The organism is Streptomyces sp. GbtcB7 (assembly GCF_019091445.1).
In the GTDB taxonomy this organism is placed as follows: Bacteria; Actinomycetota; Actinomycetes; order Streptomycetales; family Streptomycetaceae; genus Streptomyces; species Streptomyces mirabilis.
In genome coordinates this window covers 1-249 of the sequence record NZ_JAGXJM010000457.1, presented here as the reverse complement: position 1 = coordinate 249, position 249 = coordinate 1, and the positions used below count along the sequence as shown (strand labels likewise).

Sequence of the window (249 nt, the reverse complement as noted above, 5' to 3'; positions counted from 1 at the left end):
AACAGTGCCGCCTCGAACGGCTCCCCAAACACGAGCAGCGGGACGGTGAACACCAGCAACGTCGCCACGACCACGCCGAGGGAGTACCGCTGTTCCACCTTCTCGATGAACAGTTGCGTCTTCGCCTTGGTCGCCGACGCCTGCTCCACCATCGTCACGATGCGGGCGATCACCGAGTCTGCGGGCGGACGGCCGACACGCACTTGCAGCATCCCGGTTCCGTTGACCGTGCCCGACAGCACCTCGTCC

General features: G+C 65.5%; 1 pseudogene. It reads right to left on the bottom strand.

The annotated features are described in order from the left end of the window. Positions 1-249, bottom strand: a pseudogene (locus KVT44_RS56485) (heavy metal translocating P-type ATPase); the annotation flags it as partial.